We start from the raw sequence: 20,621 nt of genomic DNA on the forward strand, positions 1-20,621 counted from the left end.
GGAACTGGGAGGCTTCGTCGACTTTTCAAGCGCTGCGGTCAAAGGGCAAACCGGTTGACGGCATGAACCTGCTCGCGGGCATCGTAACCTTCCCCGCCGATCCCGACGAAACACGCCGCCAAAGCCGGATTGTTGCCCTTCGCGGCGCCTTTCATTCCCACTCGATCGTGCCCGGCGGTTTGCTGGTATAGTCGTAGACTACCCGGTTTATTCCTTTGACTTCGTTGATGATGCGCGTGGCGACGCGGCTCAGGAAGGTGGCGTCGAAGGGGTAGATGTCGGCAGTCATGCCGTCGGTGGAGGTAACCGCGCGCAGGCCGCAGACGTTGTCGTAAGTGCGGCCGTCGCCCATCACGCCCACGGTCTTGACCGGCAGCAGCACCGCGAAAGCCTGCCAGATCGCGTCGTAGAGGCCCGCGTTGCGGATCTCCTCAAGGTAGATCGCATCGGCCTTGCGCAGGATGTCGCAGCGCTCGCGCGTCACTTCGCCGGGTATGCGGATGGCGAGGCCCGGGCCGGGAAAGGGGTGGCGGCCGACGAAGACGTCGGGCAGGCCCAGTTCGCGGCCCAGTTCGCGCACTTCGTCCTTGAACAGCTCGCGCAACGGTTCCACGAGCTTCATGTTCATGCGTTCAGGCAGCCCGCCGACGTTGTGGTGGCTCTTGATCGTCACCGAGGGCCCGCCGGTGAAGGAGACGGACTCGATCACGTCGGGATAGAGGGTGCCCTGGGCCAGGAATTCGGCGCCGCCGATCTTCTTCGCCTCGTCCTCGAACACGTCGATGAAGGTCTTGCCGATGAATTTCCGCTTGGCTTCCGGATCGGTGACGCCCTCCAGGCCCTTGAGGAACAGGGTGGAGGCGTCCACGTGCACCAGCGGGATGTTGTAATGCCCGCGAAACAGGCTGACGACCTGCTCCGCCTCGCCCATGCGCAGGATGCCGCCATCGACGAATACGCACGTGAGCTGATCGCCCACCGCCTCGTGGATGAGCAAAGCCGCCACCGCCGAATCGACACCGCCCGAAAGGCCGCAGATCACGCGGGCATCCCCTACCTGCGCGCGGATCTCCTCGATCTTGGTCTTGCGGAACTCGGCCATGGTCCAGTCGCCGGACATGCCGCAGACGTGGCGCACGAAGTTTTTGAGCAGCTTGCCCCCGTCGGGCGTATGCACCACCTCCGGGTGGAACTGCATCGCATAGATGCGCCGTTCGTCATTGGCGATCACCGCGAAAGGCGCGCCGGGGCTGGAGGCGACAGGGCGAAACCCGGGGGCGAGCCGCGTGACCCTGTCGCCATGGCTCATCCAGACCTGGTGCTTCTCTCCCACCTTCCAAAGGCCGTCGAACAGGGCGCAGTCATCCTCGATCTCGATGAAGGCGCGGCCGAACTCGCCCGAATCGCCCAGCAGCACTTCGCCGCCGGTCTGATGCATCAGCGCCTGCTGGCCATAGCAGATGCCCAGCATCGGCCGCCCGCTTTCAAGAATGACTTCGGGAATGCACGGCCCGTTCTCGTCGAGCACCGAGGCGGGAGAGCCGGAGAGGATGACTCCGGCCGGATCCATGCGCCGGAACGCTTCGGCGGCGGCATTGAAGGGGGCGATTTCCGAATAGACGCCGGCTTCGCGGACGCGCCTGGCAATGAGCTGCGTCACCTGGCTGCCGAAATCGACGATCAGGACGGATTCAGAGGTCTGGATGCTCATGGTCCGCCGATAAGCAGTAGGATCGGCCAGGGCAAGTCGCCAGCCGGCGAATGGCGATTGATTTTCCCCGTCCCGCAGCTACCCACGAAGCGGCAAGGGGAGAAAGCACGGAATGACGCATCGCCCATCGATCGGGTTGGTATTCACGATCGTGCTCATCGACATGCTCGGCTTCGGCATCGTCATTCCGGTCCTGCCGCAGCTCATCATGCATCTGGGGCATCTTCCGATCGACAGCGCGGCGGTCTACGCTGGTTGGCTCGGCGCCGGCTATGCATCGATGCAGTTCATTTTCGCGCCGATCATCGGCAGTTTGTCGGATCGCTTCGGGCGCCGTCCGGTCCTGCTCGCGGCGCTGCTCGGCTTCGGGATCGATTATGCGGTGATGGGTTTTGCCCCGACGCTCGGATGGCTGGTCGTCGGGCGTATTGCCGCGGGAATCACCGGCGCGAGCTTTTCGACCGCTTATGCCTATATCGCCGACATCACCCCGCCGGAAAAGCGCGCCGCCAGTTTCGGGGTGATGGGAATGGCGTTCGGCTTCGGGTTCATCGTCGGCCCCGCGCTCGGCGGCCTGTTGGGCACGCTGGGCCCGCGCGTGCCGTTTTTCGCCGCGGCGGGGCTTGCCCTGGTGAACTTCCTGATCGGATCCTTTGTATTGCGCGAGAGCCTGGCCCCCGAAAATCGCCGGCCGTTCAGCTGGAAACGGGCCAATGCCCTTGGCGCGCTGATGACCTTGCGGGGACAGAGCGCGACCGTGCTGTGGTTCGTCGCCGCGCTGGGTACGTGGCAGCTGGCCCATATCGTCTATCCTGCGATCTGGGCCTATTTCGCGATTGCCGCCTATGGTTTCGGCCAGCGGGAGGTGGGACTGGCGCTGGGCATGGTCGGACTGTCGAGCGCGCTGGTGCAGGGCCTGGGGCTGCGGCTCCTCGCGCCGCGTCTCGGCGAGACGCGAGCGGTGGCGATCGGCGTCATCGCGGTCTGTGCCTCGGCGATTCTCTACGCGGTCGCGCGGAGCACGCCGATGGTCTACCTCGCGATCTGCGTTGGCGCGCTGCAGGGTTTCATCCAGCCATCGATCGCCGCGCTCAACAGCCGCGCCATCGATGCGCGCAGCCAGGGCGAGCTGCAAGGGGCGACGCAAAGCATCGGCAGCATCGCGGCGATCGTCGGACCACCGCTTTATTCGGGCGTCTTCGCCAAGTTCAGCGGCCCGGCCGCGATCGTCCACCTTCCGGCCATGCCCTTGCTGGTCGCCGCGGTCTTCGCGCTGGCGAGCCTGGCATTCTTCCTGGGAGGAACACGCCATCTGAAACGCGGCGGCGTCACCATCGCAGCTTTCTGAACACGGCCGCGAACGCGGTTCGGCCAGATCCGATACTCCCATGATTGCAAATAACGCAAGTTATGTTGTTGCTTTTGAGTTTGCGAAAATTACTAAGCTTCCTATGTTGCGTTTGCGAAGAGGGAAACCCTCCCAATACTATGCAGGAGTGATTGAGATGAGCATCGTCGAAAAGACGTTCAGTCTCGCCGCGGCCCTGGGCGCCAGCGCCCTCGCGTTCGCGCTTACCCTCGCCTGATTCCAGGCGCCAGGGGGCGAAACCGTAGACAAACGAAAGGGCGGCTGGAAACGGCCGCCCTTTTCCGTTTGAGGCCTCATCCCGACTCCTGTGGAAAAGCCGAGCCGCCCAGCCGCTTTTGCTTGGGTTCACGCCCCGCAAACCCTATATGCTGGTCATGGCCAGCACCGACGAGATCAAGCCCGAAAGCGGGAAGAACACCAACGCCTATGGCGCGGAATCGATCAAGGTCCTCAAAGGCCTCGACGCGGTTCGCAAGCGCCCCGGGATGTACATAGGCGACACCGACGACGGGTCTGGCCTGCACCACATGGTGTTCGAGGTTTCGGACAACGCCATCGACGAGGCGCTGGCCGGCCATTGCGACCTGGTCCTGATCGAACTCAACCCCGACGGGTCCGTCAGCGTCGAGGACAACGGGCGCGGTATCCCCACCGGCATTCACCGGGAAGAAGGCGTTTCGGCGGCCGAGGTCATCATGACCCAGCTCCACGCCGGCGGGAAGTTCGAGAATACCTCGGACGACAATGCCTACAAGGTTTCGGGCGGCCTCCACGGCGTCGGTGTCTCGGTGGTCAACGCGCTGTCCGAATGGCTGGAACTGACGATCTGGCGCGAGGGCAAGGAGCACTGGATGAAGTTCGCCCACGGCGATGCCGTGGCGCCGCTGGCCATTCGCGGTGACGTGCCCGAAGGCAAGAAGGGCACCCGCGTGACTTTCCTTGCATCCACCGACACGTTCAAAAACGTCACCGAATTCGATTTCGACAAGCTCGAACACCGCTACCGCGAGCTCGCCTTCCTCAATTCAGGCGTGCACATCAAGCTGCGCGACAAGCGGCACGAGGAGCCGATCGAGCACGACTTGTTCTACGAGGGCGGGATCGCCGCTTTCGTGCGGTATCTGGATCGCAACAAGCAGGCGCTGATGCCCGATCCGATCTCGATCGCCGCCGACAAGGACGGAATCGGCATCGAGGTCGCGCTCGAATGGAACGATTCGTACTATGAGAACGTGCTGTGCTTCACCAACAACATCCCGCAGCGCGACGGCGGCACGCACCTGGCCGCGTTCCGCGCCGCGCTGACGCGCACGCTCAACGGCTATGCCGAACGTTCCGGCCTGCTCAAGAAAGAGAAGATCTCGCTTTCGGGCGACGACATGCGTGAGGGGCTGACCGCAATCGTCTCGGTCAAGCTGCCGGACCCGAAGTTCTCCAGCCAGACCAAGGACAAACTGGTCAGCTCCGAAGTGCGTCAGCCGCTCGAAGCGCTGATGGGTGACAAGATGAGCGAGTGGCTGGAGGAAAATCCGGCGACCGCCAAGACCATCGTTCACAAGATCATCGATGCCGCCGCCGCGCGCGAGGCGGCGCGGCGCGCCCGCGAACTCACCCGCCGCAAGGGCGCGATGGACATCGCCTCGCTGCCCGGCAAGCTCGCCGACTGCCAGGAGCGCGATCCTTCCAAGTGCGAGCTGTTCCTGGTCGAGGGCGATTCGGCGGGTGGTTCGGCCAAGCAGGGCCGTGACCGTCATTTCCAGGCGATTCTGCCCTTGAAGGGCAAGATCCTCAACGTCGAGCGGGCCCGGTTCGACCGGATCATCTCGTCGAAGGAAGTGGGTACGCTGATCCAGGCCATGGGCACCGGCATCCGCGACGACTTCAACCTTGCCAAGCTGCGCTACCACAAGATCGTCATCATGACCGACGCCGACGTCGACGGCGCGCATATCCGCACCCTGCTGCTGACGTTCTTCCACCGCCAGATGCCCGAGATCATCCGCGCCGGGCACCTCTTCATCGCCCAGCCGCCGCTCTACAAGGTCGCCAAGGGCCGCAGCGAAGTCTACCTGAAGGACAACGCGCGGCTCGACGATTATCTGGTCGAGGCCGGCCTGCAAGGCCGCGTGCTGGAAACCACGGGCGGTGCGCGCTCTGGAGTGGAACTGCGCGGATTGGTCGACGAGGCGATCCGCCTGCGGAACTTCCTGGCCATGGCGCCGCGCCGCTACGATCCGGCGATCGTCGAGACCCTGGCGCTGGCCGGCGCGCTCGAGCCGGACCTTTCGCATGACGAACGGCGGGCCGCGCTGACACGCGCCGCCCAGTGGCTCGATCGCGGCGATCGCGAGGCCAGCTGGAGCGCGCTGCTCGCCGAGGACGGCCATGCCGAGATCGACCGCCTATGGCGCGGGGTGAAGGACAACCACAAGATCGAGGGCAACTTCTTCGCCAGCGCCGAAGCCCGCAAGCTGGCCCGGCTCGCCGCCGAGCAGGCCGCGATCTACGAAGGCTCCGTCCGCCTCGTCAAAGGCACCGGCGCGGAGGAAACGGCGGAAATCCCAGCTCCCGATGCCTCGGCGGAGGAGGGCGACGAGGGCGAAGCCGCCATCGTCCGTCCGATCATGGCCGACGGTGCGATCAACCGGCCGACCCAGCTGCTCGAAGTGGTGCTCGCCAACGGTCGCAAGGGTCTTTCCATCGCCCGTTACAAGGGCCTTGGCGAGATGAATGCCGAGCAGCTCTGGGAAACCACGCTCGACCCGGAAAACCGCGCGCTGTTGCAAGTCAAGGTCGAGGATGCCGACGTCACCGACGAGATCTTCACCCGCCTGATGGGCGACGTGGTCGAACCGCGCCGCGACTTCATCCAGGAAAATGCGCTCAACGTGGCGAACCTGGACGTTTGAGGGTGGAAAGGAGCCGGCGGACGGCTCTCCATCGTTGCGGCGGCCGATGGGGATTGGCTTTCCCCCGAAAAAGCGCGCTGTAGCGCTTCAATCGGCCCTGTGTTTGGACCGCCTCCAGCTATTCGCAGGGCGCTTTATCGTTCTTCCGCGGCGCTTTCCGGCAATCGCTCGAACAGATTGAGCACCGCGCGCTCGTCGTCTTCGGCCACTTGGCTGTCGTACCACACGAACCCGAGCGCGGCGGCGAGCCGTTCGGACGCGACGTTGCCCGCTTCTATCATGCAGGCGATGCGGCGTTTCCCCCGGGTCTCATCGAACCAGGGCAGCACCGCGCGCATGACTTCGCCGGCCACACCCCGGCCCCAATGGTCCTGCCGCACGATCCAGCCAGCCTCCGCCACATCGTCCATGCCCTTTCCGAAACCGCGCCAGGAATGGAAGACGCCGCAGCTGGCGATGATCTCCGCTTCGCCACGAGGCCGGACGTAGAAGATACCGTAGCCGTGAAGCGCCCAGCTTCCGGCATTGCGGAGCAGCCGTTCGAACTGCGAGAACGGATCGGCTCTCGCAGGGCCCAGGAAGCGCGTCATATCCTCGCCTTCGAGCAGGCGGACCAGACCATGGAGATCGTCGGCTGCGGGTTTCCAGAGGTCGAAGCGCGCAGTGGTCAGGAAGGGGGCGTTCGTCATATCCATCGCTCCAGGGCGTGAATGGCCAGGCCGACAAGTCCGCCCACCAGCGTGCCGTTGATGCGGATGAACTGCAGGTCGCGCCCCACCGCGCCTTCGATGCGATCGGAAACGGTCTTGGCGTCCCAACGCTTCACCGTCTCCGATACCAACCGCACGATCTCCGAGCCGTAGCGCGAGGCAATGCCGACCAGCGTGCGCCGGACGAAGCGATTGACGAGCACTTGCAGGCGCGGATCCTCGCCAAGCGCACGGCCGAGCTGGCCGATCGATTCGCCCAGGCTTCCGGCCAGTGCCTTGCCGGGATTGCGCACAGCGCGCAGCAGAGCCTCGCGGGCGCGCTCCCACATGGCATCCAGCCACGCCGTCACGGCCGGGTTCTCCAGCAGTTCGAGCTTGATCCGCTCGACCCTGAGGCGCATGGTCGGGTCTTCCCGCAGATCGTCCGCCAGCCTCGCCAGGGCGTCATTGATCTTGCCGCGCAGCGGATGGTCGGGCTGGACGATGATTTCGGCAAGAAGGCGGTAAGTGCCGTCGAGCACGCCGTTCGCCAGCCGCTCGTCAAGGCCGGTCCAGCGCATGATCGTGTTGGCGCGCTGGTGAATCATCTCGCGGATCATCGGCTCATTAGCCTCGATCACTTCCCCCAGCTTGCGCAGCAGGCTCTCCAGCACCGGCAGATGGCGCCGGTCGGCGATGGCGTTCGCGAGCATCTGGCCGAGCAAAGGGGCAAGGTCGATCTTTCCGATCTGGCGTCGCAGCCCGCTCTTGACCATGCCGCCCAGCTGGTCGGGATTGAGCGATTCAAGAATGTCGGCGACCAGGCCGGCGGCACCGGCGCGCAGGCGGGACTGCTCGTCACGCCGGGGATCGGCCAGAAAGGCGCCGGCACTGGCGGCAAGATTGAACCCACGCAGCCGGCGGGCGACGACTTGCGGAGTGAGGAAGTTGTCGCGCAGGAAGTTCGCCATCGAATCGGCGATCCGGTCCTTGTTGACCGGAATGATCGCCGTATGCGGGATCGGCAGGCCAAGCGGCCGGCGAAACAGCGCGGTCACCGCGAACCAATCGGCAAGGCCGCCGACCATGGCCGCCTCGGTAAAGGCGATGGCATAGCCAAGCGGCGCTGCCCATTGCGGATCGAGCGGGGCCAGGCGCTTCAGCACAATGAACGCGGCCGCCATCGCCAGCAGCAGGCCCGTGGCGAACAGGCGCATACGCCGCGTTCGCTCCTGGGCCCGATGCTGGGTCCGATCCTGCGGTATCGCGACCGTGCTGCGCCTGGTTGGCGGCAAATTTCCCTCTTCGGTTATTCCGCCGGAACGGCGTCGCCGCCGTGCTTGCCGTGATGGGTTTCATCGGCGTGGTGCGGTTCGAAAGTCAACAGGCCCTTGCGCAGCCGGGGGCCGACGCGTTTCTCGAAGCCATCGGCGAGGCTGAAGGCGGCGGGCACGATCAGCAGCGTCAGCAAGGTCGAGAGCAGCAGGCCGCCGATCACCGTCAGGCCCATCGGCGCGCGGAAGGCGGCGTCACCCGAAATCGAAATCGCGGTGGGCACCATGCCGGCGGTCATCGCCACCGTCGTCATGACGATGGGCTGGGCGCGCTTATGGCCGGCGTCCATGATCGCATCGAGCTTGTGCACGCCCTTGGCCATCTCCTCGATCGCGAAGTCGATCAGCAGGATCGAGTTCTTGGCGACGATGCCCAGCAACATGAGGATGCCGATGTAGACCGGCATCGAGATCGGTTGCCCCACGACCGTCAAGGCCAGCAGCCCGCCCAGCGGGGCCAGCAGCAGCGAGGCCATGTTGACCAGCGGCGAAACGAAGCGCTTGTAGAGCAGCACCAGCACCGCGAAGACCAGGAAGATGCCGCTGATGACCGCGATGATGAAGCTGGTGACCATTTCCGCCTGCCACTTGTCCTCGCCCACGGGGGCGTTGGACACGCCGGTGGGCAGGTTCTTCATGATCGGCAGGTTCTGGATAGCCTGCAATACCGGGCCCTTGACCTGGCCCTCGCCAAGATCGGCGCCGACGAAGATACGGCGCGACTGGTTGTAGCGCTGGATCTGCGTGGGACCGGCACCGAAACGGATTTCCGCCACCCGCTTGAGCGGCACCGATCCGCCGCTGGCGGTCGGCACCGGCAGGTTCTCGATCGTCGCGAAATCGCGGCGCGAGGCGCGTGCGAGAATCACCCGGATCGGCACCTGTCGGTCGCGGAGCGAGAACTTGGCGGCGTTCTGGTCGATCTCGCCCAGTGTGGCGATACGGATCGTCTGGCTCAGCGCGGCAGTCGTCACGCCCAGTTGCGCCGCAAGGTCGAGGCGCGGCACTATGACGAGTTCCGGGCGCTGCAGGTCGGCGGCGATGCGCGGGGCGACCACGCCCGGGATCGTGCGCATCTGTTCGGCCAGGGTCTGCGCGGTCTTGTTCAGCAGTTCGCTGTCGCTGCCCGAAAGCATGACCGAGATGTCGCGTCCGCTGCCGAAGCCGCCGGACTGGGTGGCGAAGCTTACGCGCGCATCGGGGATCTGCTGAAGCTGGGGCGCAAGCCGCCGCTCGAACTCGATGCTGGTGGTCGCGCGTTCCTTGGCCGGCTTGAGCGACACATAGAGCGTGCCCGCGCCTTCACGGCTCGCCTCCAGGACATGCTCGACTTCGGGCTGCGCCTCGATCAGCGCCGTCACCCGGTCGGCCACCACCTCGGTCTGTTCGAGCGTGGTGCCGGGCACCATCTCGATATTGACCTGGCTGGTGTCCTCGTTGGTGTTGGGCTGGAACTGCTGCGGCAGTCCGGCGAGCAGCGCGAATGTCACGATCAGCGCATAGACGCCTCCGCAGAAAGCGTAGAAGCGATGGTCGTGCATGCGCGCGGTGATACGCTCCGCGAAGTAGCGATACCATCGGCCGAACGCGCCCAGCAGCGTCGCCGCCGCGATGGACAGTTTGCCGAGAGCGATAACGGCGACGGGGATGCCGATCGGCGCGAACGTGGCGGCGAGCACGAAAGCCGCCTTCTTGAGGCCGAGCAACTCCAGGCCTTTCTGCGCGACCGTGAAAATGCCGCTGGCCAGCCACATGCCCGAGCCCAGGATGACCACGACCGCCAGCAGGGCACACACGAAGTACCACCAGCGCCTCGGCTGCTTGACGAGCAGCGCCTTGCGCCGGTGCGCCTCGCTGCTGTCCAGCGTCCAGGCCAGCACCTTCATGTAGAAGTCCATGGCTCTGCCGCCGCCATGCTCGGCGTGGCCATGGGCCTTGAGGAAATAGGCCGCGACCATCGGCGTAATCAGGCGCGCGACGGCAAGGCTCGTCAGCACCGCGGCGACCACGGTCAGGCCGAAGGCCTTGAAGAACTGGCCCGGAATGCCCGGCATCAGGCCCACCGGCAGGAACACCGCGACGATCGAGAAGGTGGTGGCGACCACCGCCAGGCCGATCTCGTCGGCGGCGTCGATCGATGCCTGATAGGCGCTCTTGCCCATGCGCATATGGCGCACGATGTTCTCGATCTCAACGATCGCATCATCCACCAGCACGCCGGCCACCAGGCTCAGCGCGAGCAGCGAGAGGAAGTTCAGCGTGAAGCCCAGCAGGTCCATGAACCAGAAGGTCGGGATCGCCGAAAGCGGTATGGCAATCGCGGAAATGAAAGTCGCGCGCCAGTCACGCAGGAAGAGGTAGACGATCACGATCGCCAGCACCGCGCCTTCCACCAGCGCTTCCATGGAACTGGTGTACTGTCCCTTGGTGTAGTCCACCTGCGAAAACAGCTGGGTGATGTGGATGTTCGGATTGTCCTTCTGGATCTGGTCCAGCTTTTCGATCGCCGTGTCGTAGACCGCCACGTCCGACGCGCCCAGCGCGCGCTTGAATCCGAAAGTGACGACTTCGCGGCCGCCTAGCTTGGCGATGCGATACCGCTCGGAATAACCGTCATAGACATGGGCGACGTCCGAGAGCCTGACCTGCCGCCCGTCACCCAGGTTGATCCGGGTCTGCGACAGCTCGAAGGCGGTATCGGCATTGCCCAGCACGCGAACGGACTGGCGCGAGCCGGCGATCTCGGCCTGGCCGCCGGCGGCATCGGTATTGATCTGGCGCAGCGCGATGTTGACATCGCGCGCGGTCACGCCCAGCGCCATCATCCGCTCGGGATCGACAACCACGCGAATCTCGCGATCGACGCCGCCATTGCGGTCGACCGAGGCCAGACCTTCGATCGAGAGCAGGGACTTTGAAATGGTGTCGTCGATGAACCAGCTGAGCTGCTCGATCGTCATGTCGTCGGCGCGCACGGCGAAATAGGCCAGGGCTTGGTCCCCGCCGTTTTCGATCTTGGTCACTTGCGGTTCTAGGATGCCATCGGGCAGGTCGCTGCGGATCTGGTCGACGGCGTTCTTCACCTTGTTGGTGGCGATGTCCGCGTTGGTGCCGACGGAAAAGAACACCAGCGTGGTGGACTGGCCTTCCGAGGCGGTCGACTGGATCTCCTCGACGCCGGGCACCGAACGGGCGGCACCTTCGACGATCTGGGTGATCTGGGTTTCGATCTCCCGGGGCGCCGCGCCGGGCTGGCTGACCTCCACGATCACGCCGGGGAACTCGACGTCCGGCATGTTGTTCACGTCCATCCGGCTGAACGAGACCATGCCGGCGATCATCACGCCGATGAAGAAGACGATCGGGACGATCGGATTGCGGATCGACCAGGCGGAGATGTTGCGAAGGCTCATGACCGGACCGTCATTTGCCGCCGGCAACAAGCTTGGTCTTGATCTTGTCGCCATCGTTGAGGAACCCGCCGGCGCGCAGCACCACCTTCTCGGCCCCGCTGAGGCCCGCGCTCACGGCGATGCCTTCGGCAGTGACCAGCCCGGTCTTGACCGCCCGGCGATGCACGATGCCCTTGCCGTCGACCACGTAGACGAACGAGCCCTTGTTGTCGCTCTGGATCGCCGATTCCGGCAGCATCGGCGCGACCACGTTGCCGCTGTTGATCGTGGCGCTGGCAAAGCCGCCCGGACGCAGCGCCGGATCATAGGACAGCGCGATGCGCGCGGTGCCCTGCCGGCTCGTCGGGTCGATCACCGGCGAAATCTGCCAGACCTGCCCGGTGAAACTCCCGCCCGAGCCGACCGGCGTCACCTTGGCCGGGACGCCCACCGCGATGGCGGCAAGATCATCCTCGCTCAACCTTGCCAGCAGTTCCATCTCGCCGCCCTTGGCCAGCCGGAACAGCACGCCGCTGCCGCCGCTGACGACCTGACCGGGTTCGACGTTGCGTTCGAGTACTAGGCCGGCTGCGGGCGCGACGATGTTCAGGCGCGCGGCCTGCGCGCGCAACTGGCCCAGCGTGGCGCGCGCCACTTCGACGCGGGCGACCGCCGCGTCGCGCGTCGCCGTCAGCCGATCCACGTCCGCCTTGGAAATAAAGCCGCGATCGACCAGCTTGAGCGCACGATCGAGATTGGCCTGGGCCAGCCGGGCATCGGCCGCGGCAACCTCGACCTGTGCCGCCTGGCTCGCCTGCTGTTGAATCTGGACCGAGCGGTCGACCACCGCCAGGACCTGCCCCTGGGCGACCCAATCGCCCGGCTCGACCTCGACCGAACGGACTTCGCCGCCCTCGCCCACCGATCCGACCGGCATTGCACGCCGGGCCGCCAGGCTTCCCGTCGTGTTGATTTCGCCGGCAATGGTGGTCTTGCCGGGAACGACGACAGTGACGACGGGGATCTGGGTATCGGCATCGTTCGCCGCGTCATTGGCGCTGCCGCGATGCAGCAGGAACCAGATGCCGACCAACACCGCGACCACGATCACCGCGATGATCCAGAGCCGGCGCCACGAGGCACGATCCTGGTCGAGGTCCCCGGCCAACGGATTGCCCACGGCATCGGCCACTTCGTTGTCCCTGACTTCTATCTTGGTGTCGTAGTTCATTGAGTCACCGCAATGGCCACGGCCGCCCGATGGACGCCGTGGCCTAGTTCGCCGTGCAAGGGCCCGATCGTCGATGATGCGGACCGTTCGCACGGCAGAATTTCGCCTCTGCCGCCATATACGCGCAGCCGGAGGGTGGCAATGTGCAGTTGGCCTGGAGTGAACCGGCATCGACGAACGACTTCGCTGCCATTTCATTGCAGAAACGGCTTGTGGGAACGCCAATTATTACAAAAATAGCGGAAAGACGGCAGCGAAACCTCGGTCCGTCACCACTTTTCGTGTCGATTTGGTCTTCGGTGGCCGGTTCAGTATTTCTGCTGGCGCTCGTAGAGATCGCGGTAGTGTTGGATTCGGGTCACACGAAGGCCCTGCATGCCCGAACGATCGACCGCGCGCTGCCAGGAGGCGAATTCCTCGAGCGTCAACTGATAGCGTTCGCAGACTTCGTCGATCGTCAGCAGCCCGCCGTTGACGGCGGCCACGACCTCGGCCTTGCGGCGCACCACCCAGCGGCTCGTGTTCGGCGGCGGCAGCGACTCAAGGGTCAGCGGCTCGCCGAGAGGCCCGATCACCTGCGCAGGACGAATTTTCTGGTTCTCGATCATCTCTACCCTCGTCTGCCGGTGCTGCTGCTCATGCCGGCGACCGGAGGGACATTGTCCTCCTCAGGCTTGCCATAGGTTGAAGCAGTTGGGTTAACGGCCCTTGAGGTTGGTGTATAAGTAGTTAGCACCGAGGCCGCGCAACCGTCGAAGCTGCCGCGAAGCCGCAGCCGCAGCGGCTTTGCACCCGGGGAGGAACCCGGAGGAATCCCGGGAGAAAATACGCCCCGCACATCGTGCGCGGCAAACAGCCGCGAGCGCAGGTCCTGCCAGTCGATCGGCAACTGGCAATCCGCGAACGCGTCATCCGCATGACCCTGCGGATGACCTGTCATGCAGGTTTTTTGGTCATGAGCGATGTTCATGGTTCGATGTATAACCCGCACATGGTCAAAGGAGGGTAAAGGCCGGCTTTACGTCTCGTTGACCAAACTTTGCGATGGCGCGCTTGTTCCGACGATCGATGACCTCCCGGGAAACGGCGGCGTTCGGAGGTAGGAAAACCGCCCTTTCGGCTGTATGGAGCGGCGCATGATGCCCCCGTCAGACTTGCTTGCCGGCCTCGATCCGGCCGAATTCCTGCAACTGCCCGCGCCGCTTTCCGGCCGCCGCGTGGTGGTTGCGATGTCGGGCGGCGTCGACAGTTCGGTCGTCGCCGCGCTTGCCGCCGCGAGCGGCGCCGAAGTGATCGGCGTGACGCTGCAGCTCTACGATTACGGCGCCGCGACGGGTCGCAAGGGTGCCTGCTGCGCCGGAGACGATATTCGCGACGCCCGCGCCGTGGCCGATCGCCTGGGCATCGCCCACTACGTATTCGACCACGAGAGCCGGTTCCGCGAAGATGTGGTCGAGCGCTTCGCCGACGACTATCTTGCCGGACGCACGCCGATTCCCTGCATCCGCTGCAACATGGGGCCCAAGTTCACCGATCTCCTGGCGATGGCGCGCGAACTGGGCGCGGACTGCCTGGCGACCGGCCATTATGTGCGCCGTGCCATGGGTCCGGCCGGCCCCGAGCTCCACCGCGCCGCCGACCCCTCGCGCGACCAGAGCTACTTCCTATACGGCACTACCGAGGCGCAGCTCGATTTCCTTCGCTTCCCGCTCGGCGGCCTGCCCAAGACCGAGACACGGCGGCTCGCCGAGGCGGCAGGCCTGCGCGTCGCGGCCAAGCCCGACAGCCAGGACATCTGCTTCGTGCCCGATGGCGACTATGCCAAGGTGGTCCGGTCGATCCGGCCAGAGGGCGAGGCGCCCGGCGAGATCGTTCACGCGACCACCGGCGAAGTGCTCGGCAACCACCCCGGCGTGATCCACTACACCGTCGGCCAGCGGCGCGGCCTGGAGATCGGCGGCCAGAGCGAGCCGCTCTACGTCACGCGCATCGAGGCGGAAAACCGCCGCGTCCTTGTCGGGCCACGGCGCCTGCTCGCCACGGCCTCGGCCCGGCTTGTCGAAACCAATCGCATCGGCCCGCTGCCCGACCGCCGCGACACACCGCTCAGCGCGAAAGTGCGCTCGCTGGCCAAGCCCGTTCCGATCGTTCTCGAAGGCTCCATCGGCGGCGGCGCGGCGGCGGTGATCCGCTTCATCCAGCCCGAACATGGCGTCGCCCCCGGCCAGGCGGCCGTGATCTACGCAGGCGAACGGGTGGTCGGCGGCGGGTGGATCGACGGGACCGAAGCGGCATCCTGAGCGGCTCGCCCAGCTGCGAAGAGGCCGACCTGTCCGCGCCTTGGGGCTGCCCGACGCGGCACCCCGGCGGCATCAATCCTCCCACGGTTCCAGCCGGCAGCCGGTCTGCTCGTCGAAGCTGGCGCTCTGGCGCGCCAGCAGCGGCACGCTGGCCTTCACCGTCTTCGTCGCGGTGTCTTCGGACAATGCGACCAAGCCGCCCAATCGCCCCAGGCCCGCGCGCTTGAGATCGCCCTCGCAGCTCTTGAGCGGGCGCCGCGAGATGAACCGGCACTCGCAGCCCACCCGCGCGCCGAAGGCCGAGCCGACCAGCGCCTGTTCGCTGAGGCCCTTCCAGCTCCAGGCCAGCGCCGCTGCCGCCAGCAGCAGTGCCAGCAGCGCCAGGTTGCGCAGCCAGCGCGACGGCTGGCGTGAAGGATAGGCCGGAGCACGCTTGTCCCCCGCCGGCCGTTTCCTGGGTGTTGCCATCCGCCTGCGCCTCGCACATCACACCGCGCGTCATGCCGGTGTGCCGCCTTCCCCATATCCTCGCCCTGCTCGCGCTGCCAACCCTGTGGGGCTGTGGACAGAACAAACCGGTGGCGCCGCCACCGCCGAGCGACGCATCCCTGGCCGCGATCAAGGATGACGGCGGGGCGCCGCGCGGCGCGCTCGGCCATGCGATCGACGCGCTGTTCGACCGCGAGAGCATGGGGGAAACCGAAGCGCTGGTGGTGATGAAGCGCGGCTCGGTGATCGTCGAGCGCTATGGCGCGGGCACCAAGGCGGACACGCGACTTCCCGGCTGGAGCATGGGCCAATGCGTGACCGCGCTGATGATCGGCCAGCTGGTCAGCGACGGGCGGCTGCGCCTCAACGAATCGGCGCCGGTGCCCGAATGGCAACGCCCCGGAGATCCGCGCGGCGTCATCACGCTCAAGCAATTGCTGCAGATGCGATCGGGCCTGCGCCATGTCGAGACCGCGCGGATCGGGGGCGGCGTCGAGGAGCGTGAGTCCGATCGCATCCGGATGCTGTTCCTGGACGGACGCGACGACATGGCCGCTTATGCCGAGGCGCAGCCGCTGGAAGCACCGGCGGGCCAGCTCTTCGAGAATTCGTCGGCCACGCCGGTGATCCTGTCGGACCTCGCCGCCAGGGTTCTCTCTCCCGACAGCGATCCCGGCCGCCGCCGCCGGACGGTGGGCGATTACCTGAAGAACCGGGTGCTGCTGCCGATCGGCATGGATTCGACCCTGGTCGGCTATGACCGCGCCGGCACCATGATCGGCGCCGGCATGGTCTACGCCGACGCCCGCGACTGGGCCCGGCTGGGTGAATTCCTGCGCCACACCGGCTCGGTCAAGGGCGCGCAAATCCTGCCGCGCCGCTGGATCCAGTTCATGCTTGCCCCAAGCCCGCGCCAGCCCGCCTATGGCGCGGGCGTCTGGCTCAACCGCGCCGAGCCCGGCGCGGACGCCCCGCTCTATCCCGCCACGGCCCCCTCCAACCTGTTCGCCTGCATCGGCGAATATGGCCAGTACGTGATCGGCTCGCCCGACCAGCTGCTCACCGTCGTCCGCCTGGGCCAAAGCGACGCCTCGCAGCAGCGCGCCGTGCACGACCGGCTGGGCGAACTGATCGCGCTGTTTCCGGGCGGAAAGCGGTGAGGACGGGCCCGGTTCACGAAAGAAGTGCAACACCTGCTAAGGTGTTGTGGCGGAGATGATCCGGACTTCGGGTTCCTTGCCCTACCCGTGCCAATCCAGGCTTGCCAGGCGATAGCCGATCCCGGGTTCGTTGCGCAGCAGTTTCGGCTGCGAGGGATCATCTTCCAGCTTTCTCCGGATACCCCTTGCCGCGACCCGCAGATATTCGACATCGCCTTCGTGTCCCGGGCCCCACACGGCCTTGAGCAACTGCGAATGGGTAATGACCCGTCCCGGGTTTCGGGCAAGTTCGGACAGGAAGCCATATTCCTTCGGCGTCAGGTGAACCTCGGTTCCGCCCTTGCGGACGGCGCGCGCGGCAAGATCGATTTCAACGTCACCGTGCCTGAACGGGGCGTCCGAAACGCCTGTCGGAAGCCGGTGCCGCAACGCCGTGCGGATACGCGCAAGCACTTCTTCGCTGTCGAAAGGCTTGGAGATGTAGTCGTCCGCGCCAAGATCGAGCGCGGCCACTTTCTGGCTCGTCGCGTCTCGCGCCGAAACGACGATGATCGCGGTCTGCCCCTGCATGATCGGGATCAGTTCCAGCCCATCCCGGTCGGGCAGCCCCAGATCGAGCAGCACGACTTCGGGCTTGTCGATCTGCAGCGCGTTGAGCGCCTCCCGCGCCGTGCCCGCTTCCACGACATTGTAACCCACTCGGGACAGGCCGACGTGGAAAAGGCGGCGGATCGCGGGCTCGTCGTCGACGACGAGGATGGTGACGATCGGCGTCATGCTTCGGGCCAATCCTTGAGATGCGCCGGGTCGAAATGGATGGTGAAGCGTGCGCCCGGCCCATCGGCGCAATTGACCGCCGTCACGTCGAGCCCCATCGCCAGCGCAAAGCCCTTGACGATCGCCAGGCCAAGGCCGGTGCCGCCTTTCCGGTCCGACCCTTCGATCCGGGCGAAAGTCTCGAATATCCGCTCTTCCCAACCCTCGGGAATACCGCCGCCCCGGTCCGAGATCGCCAGGTCGACACCGTCCGTGGTCCGTGCGGCCGTTATCGTTATGGGCGCATCGGGATCGCCATACTTCGCGGCATTTTCGATCAGGTTGGTGAGGCAATGGTGGAACAGGTGCGGATCGACCAGGACCATCGGCGCATCGGGCGCGATGTCGATGGATACCGCATGATCGGCCAGCAAGGTCCGCAGCTCGTGAAGCGCTTCGGAAACGGCCTCGTCGAGATCGACGGGCTCGATCTTCCCATGCAGCGCGCCTGCCTCGATCCGGGCCATGTCGAGCAGGTTGGTCACGAAGCGGTACAATCGCTCCGCCTCTCCGCGCGCGGTCGCGATTTGCGCAGCCTGATCGGGTCCGGCCGCGTCGATGGCGGCAAGAGTGCCCATGATCGTGGTAAGCGGCGTTCGCAGGTCGTGACTGACCGAGGACAGCAGCGCATGCCTCAGGCGATCCCGCTCACGAGCCTGCGACAGGTCGGCCATCTGCGCCTCGAGGGCAATGCGCTCCAGCGCGAGACCGGCCTGGTCGAGAAGGCTGAGCAGCAAGGGCAATTGATCGGGACGCACCGGCGCGCGCGCGTCGCTGCGCGCAAGGCCGAACACCCCCATGACCGCGCCTCTCGCGGCAAGCGGATGAAACAGCCACTCGGATGAAGTCAGCGTATCGGAACCGCGCCCGGCCGGGCAATCGTTCTCGAACGCCCAGTTCGCCGCCGCCATGTCCAGTGTTTCGAGGCGGGCGGCCTGCGGCCAGCTCCAGCGCCGCGAAAGACCGCCCTCCCCCGGCGCTTCGCCCGGCATCAGCAGGACCGTGTTGCCATCGAGCAATCGGCCGATCTCGGCGCAGAGCACCTGCGCCAGGTCGTCGATCATGCTGATGCCCGTCAGCTGCCTGGCAAATCCGGCGAGCGCACTGTTCTGCGCGGCGCTGGCCTGGGCCTGGAGGGCATGTTCGCGCACCCGCGCCGCGAGTTGGCTGCTGACGATGGCGACCCCGAGCAGCACGAGAACGGTGATGAGGTTGCGCGGGTCCTCGATCGTGAAAGTGTGTGTCGGCGGGATGAAGAAGAAGTTGTAGCCCAGCGAACAAGCCAGGCTGGTCACGATTCCGGTACGCAGGCCGTAACGGGTTGCCGCCACCATCACCGGCAGCAGGTAGAGCAGGCCAAGGTCGGTGATATTGCCGCTCGACAGCAATCGCGTCCCGGCTACCGTCACGGCGACGGTCAACCCCAACGAGACCAGATAGCCGGACAAGTCGCCCCATTCGCCGCGCGGCTTGCGCCTTCGGGTTCGTCCTTGCGCCGTCTCGCTCGTCGGCAGGACTTGGACGGCGAGACCGGGCGTCTCGCGCACCAGGCGATCGACGATCGAGCCATGGAGCAGCTCGAACCATCGCGAGCGGATGGACTTGCCGACGATGAGCTGGGTGGCGCGCGCTTCCGTCGTGAAGCGCTTCAACCCCTCGAGCACGGATTCGGCGGGCACCGAGGCAACATGCCCGCCGAGCTGCGTGGCAAGATGAAGGGCATCGGCGAGCTGCATGTTCTCCGCATCGTTGAAATGCGCGCTTCGCGGGGTTTCGATATGCACGGCTGTCCAGGGCGCGCGAAGTGCGTCGGCAAGGCGCTTGGCCGCACGAACCAGTTCGAGCGACCCCGCCTGCTCGCTGATCGCGACGACCAGCCGGTCGCTCGCCGCCCAGGTCCCCTCCATCGCATGGGCCCGCACATAGTCCAGCATCTGCGCATCGACCGCCTGGGCCGCATAGCGCAGCGCCAGCTCGCGCAGGGCCGAGAGATTGGACTTGGCGAAGAAGTTCCCGAGTGCGCGGGTGGCCTCGTCGGGAACGTAGACCTTGCCGTGGCGCAACCGTTCGATCAGGTCGTCCGGGGGAATATCGACGACTTCGATTTCCGCATCCTCCAGCACCTTGTCGGGAAGCGTTTCACGCACCCTGACTTTGGTGAAGGAGGCAACGACGTCGTTCAGGCTTTCGAGGTGCTGAATGTTGAGCGTCGAATAGACGTCTATCCCGGCATCGAGCAATTCCTCGACGTCCTGCCAGCGTTTGTCGTGCCGGCTTCCCGGCGCATTGGTGTGCGCCAGCTCGTCCACCAGTACCAGCGCGGGCCGGCGCGCGAGGATGGCGTCGATGTCCATCTCGTCGAGGATATGGCCCTGATAGCTGGCCTGATGACGGGCAACGACCTCGAAACCGCGCAATTTCGCGGCGGTCTCCTCACGCCCGTGAGTCTCGACGACGCCCACCACGACGTCGATGCCGTCCTCGCGCCGGGCGGCGCCTTCGCTCAGCATCTCATAGGTCTTGCCCACGCCGGGGGCCGCCCCAAGGAAAACCTTGAGACGGCCGCGGCCCTCGCGCGCGGCGGCGCGCAGCAGGGCTTCCGGATCGGGGCGTTGCTCGTTCACCGGGTGGGTCTTGCGCTCCCTTGCGCCAGCTTGTCGAGGGCCAGATTGAGTTCAAGCACGTTGACGCGCGGTTCGCCGAGGAAGCCGAGCAGCGGCCCGCTGGTGTTTTCGCGTACGAGCGCCGCTATCCGCTCACGCGCCATGCCGCGCGCCCCGGCGACCCGGCCGACCTGCATTAGCGCGGTATCCGGGCTGATGTGCGGATCGAGACCGGAAGCCGAGGTCGTCACCATGTCGGCCGGCACCCGCGAACCGGAAGGGAGGCCCAGAGCGGCGACGTCCTTGCCCACCCGATCCGCCAGGGCCTTGCTGGCGGGCCCCAGGTTCGAGCCGCTCGAAGCCATCGCGTCGTAGCCCGCACCCGCGGCCGAGGGACGGGGGTGGAAGTAGCCCGGCGCGGAGAACGGCTGGCCGATCAGCCGCGAGCCGACCACATGCCCGCCGCGTTCGATCAGGCTGCCATTGGCCGCATCGGGGAAAATGGCCTGCGCCAGCCCCGTCAAGGCGAGCGGATAGGCAAGGCCCAGCAGCAGGGCGAAGAGCAATGTCAGGACCAGTGCGGGACGCAGGGCCGACGAGATATCGTTGAACATGGCT

Annotated in this window: 15 protein-coding genes; 4 read left to right on the top strand and 11 right to left on the bottom strand. The window is 65.9% G+C overall.

Features of this window, described 5'->3' with window-relative positions; genetic code table 11:
* Positions 1–151: 151 nt before the first annotated feature.
* The gene (guaA, locus tag BM052_RS05850; protein WP_091144336.1) at positions 152–1,711 is read right to left on the bottom strand and encodes a glutamine-hydrolyzing GMP synthase; all 1,560 of its coding nucleotides are present in this window, start codon (positions 1,709–1,711) and stop codon (positions 152–154) included.
* A gap of 112 nt (positions 1,712–1,823) precedes the next feature.
* On the opposite strand from guaA, the gene BM052_RS05855 reads away from it, so the two are divergent.
* A complete protein-coding gene (locus BM052_RS05855) occupies positions 1,824–3,059 on the top strand; it encodes a TCR/Tet family MFS transporter (protein ID WP_091144338.1) in 1,236 nt (411 codons plus the stop codon).
* Between the two features lie 395 nt (positions 3,060–3,454).
* Positions 3,455–5,989 (top strand): DNA topoisomerase (ATP-hydrolyzing) subunit B, encoded by a 2,535-nt coding sequence (gene gyrB, locus BM052_RS05860; RefSeq protein WP_091144491.1) that lies wholly within the window; start codon positions 3,455–3,457, stop codon positions 5,987–5,989.
* Positions 5,990–6,123: 134 nt separating this feature from the next.
* Here the strand turns inward: gyrB and BM052_RS05865 are convergent, their stop codons facing one another.
* The 6 genes from BM052_RS05865 to BM052_RS19370 form a co-directional block, all read right to left on the bottom strand.
* Positions 6,124–6,678: a GNAT family N-acetyltransferase gene (locus tag BM052_RS05865; RefSeq protein WP_091144340.1), complete on the bottom strand. Its 555-nt coding sequence runs from the start codon at positions 6,676–6,678 to the stop codon at positions 6,124–6,126.
* Entirely contained in the window at positions 6,675–7,895 is a 1,221-nt protein-coding gene (locus BM052_RS05870) for a DUF445 domain-containing protein (protein WP_091144343.1), read from the bottom strand. Before BM052_RS05870 ends, BM052_RS05865 begins: the two co-directional genes overlap by 4 nt.
* A 92-nt stretch (positions 7,896–7,987) precedes the next feature.
* A complete protein-coding gene (locus tag BM052_RS05875; RefSeq protein WP_091144346.1) occupies positions 7,988–11,425 on the bottom strand; it encodes an efflux RND transporter permease subunit in 3,438 nt (1,145 codons plus the stop codon).
* 10 nt (positions 11,426–11,435) lie between these two features.
* Positions 11,436–12,635 carry an efflux RND transporter periplasmic adaptor subunit gene (locus BM052_RS05880; RefSeq protein ID WP_091144349.1) on the bottom strand — a complete coding sequence of 400 codons (1,200 nt, stop codon included), beginning with the start codon at positions 12,633–12,635 and terminating at the stop codon, positions 11,436–11,438.
* A 308-nt stretch (positions 12,636–12,943) separates the two neighbouring features.
* Complete coding sequence (locus BM052_RS05885; protein WP_091144351.1) at positions 12,944–13,243, bottom strand: CtrA inhibitor SciP; 300 nt, start codon at positions 13,241–13,243, stop codon at positions 12,944–12,946.
* Between the two features lie 2 nt (positions 13,244–13,245).
* The gene (locus tag BM052_RS19370; protein ID WP_143084749.1) at positions 13,246–13,605 is read right to left on the bottom strand and encodes a hypothetical protein; all 360 of its coding nucleotides are present in this window, start codon (positions 13,603–13,605) and stop codon (positions 13,246–13,248) included.
* Positions 13,606–13,771: 166 nt separating this feature from the next.
* Here BM052_RS19370 and mnmA point away from each other — a divergent pair, with 166 nt between their 5' ends.
* Positions 13,772–14,935, top strand: a complete 1,164-nt coding sequence (gene mnmA / locus BM052_RS05890) for a tRNA 2-thiouridine(34) synthase MnmA (RefSeq protein WP_091144493.1) — start codon at positions 13,772–13,774, stop codon at positions 14,933–14,935.
* A gap of 72 nt (positions 14,936–15,007) precedes the next feature.
* On the opposite strand, the gene BM052_RS05895 is transcribed toward mnmA, so the two are convergent.
* A complete protein-coding gene (locus BM052_RS05895) occupies positions 15,008–15,403 on the bottom strand; it encodes a hypothetical protein (protein WP_091144353.1) in 396 nt (131 codons plus the stop codon).
* Positions 15,404–15,435: 32 nt separating this feature from the next.
* Here BM052_RS05895 and BM052_RS05900 point away from each other — a divergent pair, with 32 nt between their 5' ends.
* Entirely contained in the window at positions 15,436–16,584 is a 1,149-nt protein-coding gene (locus BM052_RS05900; RefSeq protein ID WP_091144356.1) for a serine hydrolase domain-containing protein, read from the top strand.
* Between the two features lie 81 nt (positions 16,585–16,665).
* Here BM052_RS05900 and BM052_RS05905 read toward each other — a convergent pair whose 3' ends face one another.
* From BM052_RS05905 to kdpC, 3 genes are read right to left on the bottom strand one after another with little or no spacing between them, the layout of a single operon-like run.
* The gene (locus tag BM052_RS05905) at positions 16,666–17,361 is read right to left on the bottom strand and encodes a response regulator (protein ID WP_091144358.1); all 696 of its coding nucleotides are present in this window, start codon (positions 17,359–17,361) and stop codon (positions 16,666–16,668) included.
* Positions 17,358–20,024 (bottom strand): sensor histidine kinase, encoded by a 2,667-nt coding sequence (locus BM052_RS05910; protein WP_091144361.1) that lies wholly within the window; start codon positions 20,022–20,024, stop codon positions 17,358–17,360. Before BM052_RS05910 ends, BM052_RS05905 begins: the two co-directional genes overlap by 4 nt.
* Positions 20,021–20,617, bottom strand: a complete 597-nt coding sequence (gene kdpC, locus BM052_RS05915) for a potassium-transporting ATPase subunit KdpC (RefSeq protein WP_091144364.1) — start codon at positions 20,615–20,617, stop codon at positions 20,021–20,023. The genes BM052_RS05910 and kdpC overlap by 4 nt, the downstream gene beginning before the upstream one ends.
* Positions 20,618–20,621 lie beyond the last annotated feature (4 nt).

This window comes from Novosphingobium sp. CF614, assembly GCF_900113255.1.
In the GTDB taxonomy this organism is placed as follows: Bacteria; Pseudomonadota; Alphaproteobacteria; order Sphingomonadales; family Sphingomonadaceae; genus Novosphingobium.

Excerpts from the sequence above, each read along its gene's own strand:
- BM052_RS05900 (WP_091144356.1), top strand. The coding sequence starts at position 15,436 with ATGCCGGTGTGCCGCCTTCCCCATATCCTCGCCCTGCTCGCGCTGCCA.
- mnmA (WP_091144493.1), top strand. The coding sequence starts at position 13,772 with ATGATGCCCCCGTCAGACTTGCTTGCCGGCCTCGATCCGGCCGAATTC.
- gyrB (WP_091144491.1), top strand. The coding sequence starts at position 3,455 with ATGGCCAGCACCGACGAGATCAAGCCCGAAAGCGGGAAGAACACCAAC.
- BM052_RS05880 (WP_091144349.1), bottom strand. The coding sequence starts at position 12,635 with ATGAACTACGACACCAAGATAGAAGTCAGGGACAACGAAGTGGCCGAT.
- BM052_RS05905 (WP_091144358.1), bottom strand. The coding sequence starts at position 17,361 with ATGACGCCGATCGTCACCATCCTCGTCGTCGACGACGAGCCCGCGATC.
- BM052_RS05870 (WP_091144343.1), bottom strand. The coding sequence starts at position 7,895 with ATGCGCCTGTTCGCCACGGGCCTGCTGCTGGCGATGGCGGCCGCGTTC.
- BM052_RS05855 (WP_091144338.1), top strand. The coding sequence starts at position 1,824 with ATGACGCATCGCCCATCGATCGGGTTGGTATTCACGATCGTGCTCATC.
- BM052_RS05875 (WP_091144346.1), bottom strand. The coding sequence starts at position 11,425 with ATGAGCCTTCGCAACATCTCCGCCTGGTCGATCCGCAATCCGATCGTC.
- BM052_RS05895 (WP_091144353.1), bottom strand. The coding sequence starts at position 15,403 with ATGGCAACACCCAGGAAACGGCCGGCGGGGGACAAGCGTGCTCCGGCC.
- kdpC (WP_091144364.1), bottom strand. The coding sequence starts at position 20,617 with ATGTTCAACGATATCTCGTCGGCCCTGCGTCCCGCACTGGTCCTGACA.
- guaA (WP_091144336.1), bottom strand. The coding sequence starts at position 1,711 with ATGAGCATCCAGACCTCTGAATCCGTCCTGATCGTCGATTTCGGCAGC.
- BM052_RS19370 (WP_143084749.1), bottom strand. The coding sequence starts at position 13,605 with ATGAACATCGCTCATGACCAAAAAACCTGCATGACAGGTCATCCGCAG.
- BM052_RS05885 (WP_091144351.1), bottom strand. The coding sequence starts at position 13,243 with ATGATCGAGAACCAGAAAATTCGTCCTGCGCAGGTGATCGGGCCTCTC.
- BM052_RS05865 (WP_091144340.1), bottom strand. The coding sequence starts at position 6,678 with ATGACGAACGCCCCCTTCCTGACCACTGCGCGCTTCGACCTCTGGAAA.